The sequence below is a fragment of the Burkholderia sp. E168m23 genome (assembly GCF_016586125.1).
GTDB lineage: Bacteria > Pseudomonadota > Gammaproteobacteria > Burkholderiales > Burkholderiaceae > Burkholderia > Burkholderia orbicola.
Genome location: NZ_BCPP01001607.1, coordinates 1 through 734 on the forward strand (window position 1 = coordinate 1; position 734 = coordinate 734).

Annotated in this window: 1 protein-coding gene; it reads left to right on the forward strand. The window is 71.8% G+C overall.

Annotation, left to right across the window (positions count from 1 at the left end; translation table 11 throughout):
• Positions 1-73: 73 nt before the first annotated feature.
• Positions 74-734: TolC family protein (locus JMF90_RS39180; RefSeq protein WP_201326559.1), on the forward strand; the 661-nt coding region annotated here is incomplete at its 3' end.

Here is a 734-nt window from a genome sequence, read left to right on the forward strand (position 1 = left end):
GATGGCGACCCGGTCAGGCTCGCGGCGCCGGCCCGCACCGTCGCATCGGTCGCGCGCGATACGGAGCGTGCGCATGGCTAACCGGCTTCGGCTCTGCGCGATGCTCGCCGGCGTCGCGTTCCTGTCCGCGTGCTCGTTCGCGCCCGCCTATCACGCGCCGCAAACGGCGCTGCCCGCCAGCTTCAAGGAAGCCGGCGGCTGGCAGGCCGCGAAGCCGGCCGACCACATCGCGCGCGACGGCTGGTGGAAAGCGTTCCGCGATCCCGTACTCGACCGGCTCGAAGCACGGGTGGCCGCGGCCAACCCCGACGTGGCCGCGGCCGTGGCCCGCCACGACGAAGCGGCCGCGCTGTTCGATCAGGCACGCTCGGGCCTCTTCCCGACCATCGGTCTCGGCGCGCAGATCTCGAGCAACCGCCAATCGGCCACGCGGCCGCTGCGCGGCTCGAACCAGCCGAACGTCTATGGCGACAACACGCTCGACGCTGGCTTCGACTACGACCTCGACCTGTGGGGAAAAGTCCGCAACGAAGTCGCGGCCGGGCGCGCCGATGCGCAGGCCAGCGCCGACGATCTCGCGTCGGTGCGGCTGAGCCTGCAGGCCAGCCTAGCCAGCGCGTACTTCAGCCTGCGCGGGCTCGACCAGCAGCAACAGTTGCTGGCCGACACGATCGACACGTATCAGCGCGCGCTGCGCCTGACGATGAGCCGGCACGCGGGCGGCATCGCGTCCG